The 7,496-nt window shown below is 40.7% G+C and carries 5 protein-coding genes; all 5 read right to left on the bottom strand.

Going from position 1 to position 7,496, the window contains the following annotated elements:
- Positions 1-1,453: SusC/RagA family TonB-linked outer membrane protein (locus tag AC1DG9_RS19885; RefSeq protein WP_477635103.1), on the bottom strand; the 1,453-nt coding region annotated here is incomplete at its 3' end.
- A gap of 686 nt (positions 1,454-2,139) precedes the next feature.
- Entirely contained in the window at positions 2,140-3,717 is a 1,578-nt protein-coding gene (locus AC1DG9_RS19890) for a glycoside hydrolase family 43 protein (RefSeq protein ID WP_288882461.1), read from the bottom strand.
- 32 nt (positions 3,718-3,749) lie between these two features.
- Positions 3,750-4,628 (bottom strand): alpha/beta hydrolase, encoded by an 879-nt coding sequence (locus AC1DG9_RS19895; protein WP_337717641.1) that lies wholly within the window; start codon positions 4,626-4,628, stop codon positions 3,750-3,752.
- 19 nt (positions 4,629-4,647) lie between these two features.
- Positions 4,648-5,565, bottom strand: coding sequence for a sialate O-acetylesterase (locus tag AC1DG9_RS19900; protein ID WP_477635104.1), 918 nt, complete (start codon positions 5,563-5,565; stop codon positions 4,648-4,650).
- 211 nt (positions 5,566-5,776) lie between these two features.
- The coding region (locus AC1DG9_RS19905; RefSeq protein ID WP_477635105.1) for a hybrid sensor histidine kinase/response regulator transcription factor at positions 5,777-7,496 on the bottom strand (1,720 nt) is incomplete at its 5' end.

The raw sequence follows: 7,496 nt of genomic DNA on the forward strand, positions 1-7,496 counted from the left end.
GCTTTAAGGTAAAGTCCGTATTAATCCGTGTAGTGGTGGTTTTACGGACACCATTATTTGCCATGGTTGCCAGTGAGTTTACCGTAGACACCTGTTCCTGCGGATAGTATCCCCAGCCCCCGTTGGTATACTTAGGATAATAAATATTTGGCGCATTGCTGTATATACTTTGCCAAATCCGGTATTCCCAGCTGTCTTGTCCCCAGGCGTCTTGTTTCACCCCATAGGAGCCTGCGAGATTCGTGGTCAGGACAGTAGTCTTAGTTAAATTAAAATCCAGGTTACTACGGACATTGATGCGGTTAAATCCATATCCGGGTTCATATGATTTTCCATTGTCTAGTTTTTTAATGATATCGCCTTCTTTCAAAAAATCTATCGCTGTAAAATATTTCACGAAAGCCGTACCGCCGGACACATTTGCACTTCCATTGTAAGACATCACAGAATTCTTGATCAGTTCCTCTCCCCAATCCACATTCGGGTAGCGCTCTGCTTCTGCCTGGTTGCTGGGGTTACGATATTTCGCTAACTCAGCAGAGGGTACATACTTACTCCATGAAGACGCGGAAAGACCTAATTCATGCTCAATGGCCAGGTTCCGGATCTTTATGGCATCATATGAATCATATTTGCTGGCCAGCAAAGAAGGTATTTTCATTGTGGCATTGCCAGTAAAACGGATATCTGCCCTGCCTTCTTTTCCGCGTTTGGTAGTAATCAGGATTACCCCATTTGCGCCCTTTACCCCAAATACCGCTGTCGCAGATGCATCTTTCAAAACTGAAATACTTTCCACAGAACCCACATCGACGCTGTTCATAGACCGCTCAATTCCATCCACTAAAACCAGTGGGTCACTGTTATTCCAAGTACTCTGACCGCGGATGAAAATCTTTGGATCTTCAGCACCTGGCGTTCCTTGCGTTGCCACTGTAATGACACCAGGCAAGTTCCCAGTCAATGCTGCGCCAAGGCTCGAAACCCCACCTGCCCGCTCCAATACTTCTCCTTTTACCTGTGTAATTGCCCCAACTACACTCTCTTTTTTCTGTTTTCCATAGCCCACAACGATAACCTCATTTAATGCCTTGTTATCGTCTCTTAATAAAATCGTCACATTATTCTTACCTGTAACGTTGACCTCTTGAGTCTCCATACCAACATAAGCCACCATAAGGGTTGTCATTCCGTCGCCCAGCTCGATCGTAAAATRCCCATCCGAATTTGTTAATGCTCTTGTATTTGTACCTTTGACCGTAATTGTTACACCAATAAGCGGTGTTTTTTGTAAGTCGACAACAGTGCCTTTGATTATTCGTCTTTGTTGTGCGTTGACGGCATTGGTCAGCAGAAAAAAAACAAATATTGAAAAGCAAACTTTTTGTAATAGTGCTTGTCTGAAAAATTTGATAAGACAGCCATGATTACACACTTTTGTGTATTTTTCCATTATTTAAAATCATTTAAGAGGATTTAATTTTGATAATTACGTCTTCCATACGCCATATGGAGTCTTAGTAGTAGATTTTTTTTTCCATCATACATTTGGTTTGTTTATTGGTTACTTTAAAAAATTAAAGCGGTTGGTCTGGGTATAGCATGTCCACTCCAGTCAACTGCGTTGGTGGTTTCATCTGGATTGGCTTGGTTAGTCAATGTACTTTTACTCATTGACATCGCCGCTCCTCAACAAGATTCAATAGACCTAAACCGCTGCTGTATTTCCTGCAACACACCTACCACGAAAATCTCATGATAAGCGATCAGGTTCAGCGGCACTGGTTCAGAACCTTCGTCAATCGAAAAGAATTAAAGAAAAATAAAGATGCCTGTTCATGGGTTTGTTGGTTTAATCCCGCGGCTCTTTGGAACGCGCGGATGGATTTATATTTAGTTAACCTAAATTAAGCGCGCATCATTTTTTAGGCTGGTACAATTGTTTAAATTTATATGCAGGATGTTCAAAACGACAAAAACACGGTCTAAACGACCAAAAACAGCGATATCAACCATAATCCGGCGTAAATATTTAGAAAGAATAAATCTCATAATACATATTTACCACATTAAAATTCATCCCTCCTCGATTAGGCGGACATCTAAAGGTCTGGGAAAGTAAAAGAATTGATTACCAGATTAGTTTGCCGGAGCTGGTTGATCTGAAATATGAAAGTAATCAAAGTCGGCATACCCACCTGTCTGTTTTTCGGCATAATTAAACAGCGCAAACCGGTATCCCATAAAGTGCGGGATGGTATAAGCCATTTTTAATGAGCTTCCGATTTTCTTCCAATGCTTTCCATCAAGGCTATACCTAAAGCTGGCAAGGTCTCTCCTTTGGCTAAAATCACAATGTACGCTAAAATAGATGGTGTTTTGCTTGAGCGGAATCCGTTCATTTTCGATAGGCTCGCCGGTTCCAGCATCTATGATCACAATATATTTATCACCTCCTTCTACCCTCACACCAATCAGTCCGTACTTTTTTTGCAACAAACCCAACCCAGCAAAATCACCATCCTTCAGCTTAGATACATCAAGCAAGGTCACTGCTGTGGAAAAAGGGCCAGTTGTGCGTTGCGTTAATGTATTTCTGGCTGACAAAAAATCATGATCCAATCGTCCATTGGTCAATCTCAAATGGCCTTTTCTCTTTCTCAGCGACCAAAGCCGCGCGTCAGGGTTATGGTTCCATTGCCAGACAAGGGGCAAATCAGCTTCACTGGGTTTTCGGTTAAATTCATCAGAGGCGACAATACCCGGAATCAAACCCTTATCCGCTGGTAAATCCAGGGTGTCCGGAACTTTTCCGTCTATGCCCAGGATTGGCCATTCATTTTGCCACTTAACAGGAACTAAATAAGGAATACGGCCCACCGCACCGAAATCACGAAAAAGGTAAGCATACCAATCGCCATTTGGCATATCAATAAGCCCACCCTGAGCCACACCCAAATCCTGCAGGCCAATTTTCCCCTCATAAGGACCGGTTATCTTATCTGCTCTATGGATCACTACCGTTCGCATACCACCTCTTGGCCAAGTAATGTTAAACAGATAGTATTTACCCTTAACCTTAAACAATTGCGATCCTTCAGCCGGCAATCCAATCTTTTCCCCAGAAGGAAGACTGGCATTTTCTATAATAATACGTTCAGGAACAGCAGGATCAGGACCTGATAAATCAGGCTTCATTTCAACTAACCTGATCTTTCCTCCGCCATAAACCATATAAACTTTGCCGTCGTCATCAAAAAACAGGGAATGATCATGAAATCCTGGCTTAAAAGCCTTTACTTTCCAGGGACCTTTTTCTACATCCTTTGTACTATAGATATACGTTTTTCCGGTAGTCTGGGCAAATGTACTTACGTAGAAAACCCCATTATGATAACGCATACTGCTTGCCCAGGTTCCCTGACCGTAAGCCTGCTTACCGTTTTTTAGGTTGAGTTCATCTACGTCCGCGAGTGTATCATAGACATAATTTACAATACTCCAGTTTATCAAATCGCTGGACTTCATAATCGGAACGCCGGGGCTCATGTGCATTGTGGTGCTACTCATGTAGTATAAATCTCCTACACGCACCATAGACATATCGGGTACATCTGCAAAAATAATGGGATTTTGTGCCTTTAGCTGTTGAGCAAATACCGAGTGAAATAAACAATTTAATGTAGTTAAGATCACAAAGGCAATTATATTTCTCATCTTGTCAGGGTTATGTGTTTGGTAATTTTATACTAGAAAGAAGCGGTATCTACCGGTTTAAAAAGCATTTGAGAAAACATATACAATCCATTTTTCCAAACCTTAAAATCATGAAAGCCCGGTTCAATAAAATAGATGTGAGGTACTTGATTTTGGATAAGATAATCGTGGGTACGCTTACTGTAAATGATTAGATTATCACTTGCTCCGCAGGATATAAATAACAGTTTAAGCATTTCTTTTGCTTTGGCAGGATCAGGCACCAGGTCCTGAGGGACTCTGGTATTTGGTGCTGAGGAAAAACCACCAACCCATGCAAATTTTTGAAGATTCCCTAACCCAAAATTTAACGATTGCCCTCCGCCCATGGATAGTCCCGCAATTGCACGGTGCTCAGGGTCTTTATGTGTTCGGAACTTCTTTTCCACAAAGGGAATCAGATCGTTTAATAGATCTTTTTCGAAAGTTGAAAATGCATCAATCTTATCTTTGGACATGACGTTTCCAATTGCACGGTCATCTTTCATGGCGCGACCGTTAGGCATTACAACAATCATAGGCACTAATTTCCCTGCTGCATAAAGGTTATCTAGTATGACCTGTGGCTTCCCTCCATTTAACCATTCCCTTTCATCTCCACCAATCCCGTGGAGTAAATACAAAACAGGATACTTCTTGTTCTTTGTATAACCCGGAGGGGTGTAGGCTATCGCCTTTCTAATGGTGCCTACAGTTTCAGAGTAATAACTGATCGTGTCTATTTTACCATGTGGTATGTCCACATTTACAACGTCAAAACCAGGAGAAGCTGGCTCGACAATTTGTTGTGAAGAAACAGGCATGCTGAACAAGAACAACATCCCGGCAAGTAACATCTGCCTTATACTTAAGTGTCTATTCCATTTAATCATAATTGTTTTTTTTAGCGGTTTATTTCCTATGAACTATTTTTAAATTACTATTTTTTGAACTGTCATCTAGTAATGACAGCATTTTGGTAGCGTAGCGTTTACCCAACTCTCTATATCCAGCGGCGTTAAAATGTAATTTATCCGCAGCAGCCGTACATCCTTTTGACGAGATGACATATGAATTTAAAATGGTCTGAGGCAATTTTCCAATCGTGGTATTCATACCCGCACAAATACCCCCCTGATCAGCATGCACCATTTCTCCGACGAGTAATGGTATTGAGTTTTCTTTGAGGTTCAAATCTCTCAGCAAATTATCATAAACAGCTTTAACTTTCTCTACCCATAATGTGTCACCCGTATTAGACTCGCCCTGATGTAACAGAATCCCCTTTATTACCCCTTGTTTTTGGGCAATTTCTGCCAACTCAACTAAACGCCMATAGGGATTCCCTCCATATTGATTGATCATTCCGATCATCCACCCTGGAGCAGTAGCGCTATAAGATTTGTACCCTTCCTTATCAAATAATTCAATTTTGCACCCACCAACTGCAACATTAATCACTCCCACTTTTATATTCTTGGGAAGATTAGAAACCATCGTTTTTCCAAAATAATCAGCTGGCGTTAAACCCGTATTGCACCTGCTTAAAGGGGGCATTGCGGTATACCAGTTTCCCTTCCTTCTGTTAAGATCAAGGCAGTCCACTGCTTGCAATACTTTGAAACGATTACTTATGCTTATTGTATCCTGAGCTTCGAATTTGGCATTCCCCTCCATATTAGATTGACCAAAACACAGATAAATATGAAAATCCTTATCTTGTGCGTAGCTTTTATTTAAACTTAGCAGAAACATAATCAAAAAGAGACCAGCTCTCTTTATTTTCAATGTGGATGAACCAAACACTGAAATATTTTTACTTCTCATCATGATAATCGTTATTGTTGTTAAACCAGCCCTACCTGTTCTATAACCCAGTGCATATGAGCAAAGACACATGGTTAAGCGTACCATAAAACTATATCATGCAGGCTCTTTTACAGGGAAGTTTTGGACATTATTGTAGCAGAAATGTTATAGCAATAAAATTTATGGTAGAAATACGGGCTGCGTTAATAAACCGGGATCAAACAATTAAGGTTTACAAGGATTTAACTTCTCCAACCAAGCCAACATCCGCTTTTCGCTTTAAATGGATATATTCAGAGGGCTGCATATTAAATTTGGCTTTAAAAGACTTTGCAAAATAGTTTGGTGTAGCAAAACCCACCATATAGGCAATTTGGGAAACATTCAAATCACTTTTTTCGAGTAACACAGTGGCCTTGTCCAGCTTAACAGACCTGATGTATTCCACCGGAGATTGTCCGGTTAATTCCAAAATTTTGTGGTATAAGGATCCCCTGCTCATACCAACATGTTTGCTAAGGTCTTCAACAGAAAGTTTAGGATTATTCAGATTTTCTTCAATGTACAAGGCAACCTTATTCAATAACCTGTCGCTATGCGATTCTATGATCAATTCGGGTGCCTGAACCTTGATCTGCTTGGTATAAGTTTCTTTGAGTGTCTTATTCAGTGCCAGGAGATTCTTAATTTTAGCATTAAGAATTTCAAAATTAAATGGCTTGGTCAAGTAGTCATTAGCACCTGTTTTCAGCCCTCTGATCTGTTCTTCTTCGCCAGTTAAGGCTGTCAGCAATATGATCGGGATGTGATTGGTTCTTTTATCTGACTTAACTTTATAGCACAACTCAATTCCATTCATGTAAGGCATATTGATGTCACTTACGATAACCTGAGGATGATGTGCCAAAGCCTGTTGCCACCCTTCCTGTCCGTTACTGGCCTCATAGATCCTATAAAAGGGCTTTAAACCGTCTTTAAGATAAAATCTAAAATCCTCGTTGTCCTCTACCAATAAAATTGAAGGGATTTCGATACTGACTTGGATTTCTTGCTTAGCGCCGGTGGCTTCCTGCCCGTTTTCGGATCGCGTTGGGCCCGAAAAATCCAACTCCAGTTCATCGTCAGCCATCGTTGTTGAAAAAGGAAGGTTAATGATAAAACTGCTTCCAAGCCCAGGTTCACTTTCAACAACTATATTCCCGCCATGCATTTTAATAAATTCCTTGGCAATGGACAAGCCAATGCCACTTCCCTGATTCAAAATGGAGGCTGTGGTATCGATTTGAAAAAACCGTTCAAATATTCTTTCTTTATTTTCCCCAGAGATGCCAATACCCGTATCGGAAACCCTGATCATAAGACAAGATTCAGTGCCGATGAGCGGATCGTTTTTTTCTAATTCCACGGATATTGTACCACCAACCGGAGTAAATTTAAATGCATTAGACAGGAGATTGAATAATACACGTTCTATTTTATCCTGATCAAAAGAGGTATAAATACAATTGAAGCGGCTCTTAAATAAAAGCTGAATCTGCTTCCGTTCACTAAGGTCATTAAAGGGTTCCAAAACTTCTTTGATAAAGGAAACCATATCTCCATCAGAAAGGTTTAACCTTAATTCCTGGTCTTCCATTTTCCGGAAATCCAGAATTTGATTAACCAGATTGAGCAAGCGTCGGGTATTTCGTTTGATCATATTTAAAGGGTCGGCAATTTCAGCAGCTCTCTTTTCCGTCAACAGTTTGTCAATAGGCCCGATAATTAGCGACAGCGGGGTACGGAACTCATGACTCAAGTTGGTGAGAAATTTGATCTTCAGTTTATCTAATTCGCGTAAGCGTTCGGCCTCCTTGCGTTCCTGTTCAATTAGCTGCTCTGCTTTCATTTTTTCCTGAATCACCGCAAATTTCAGTTTGAGCTTTTGAATTCCCCTGTGCCTGATATAAAGA

The sequence above is a fragment of the Pedobacter sp. 05L430 genome (genome assembly GCF_056397585.1).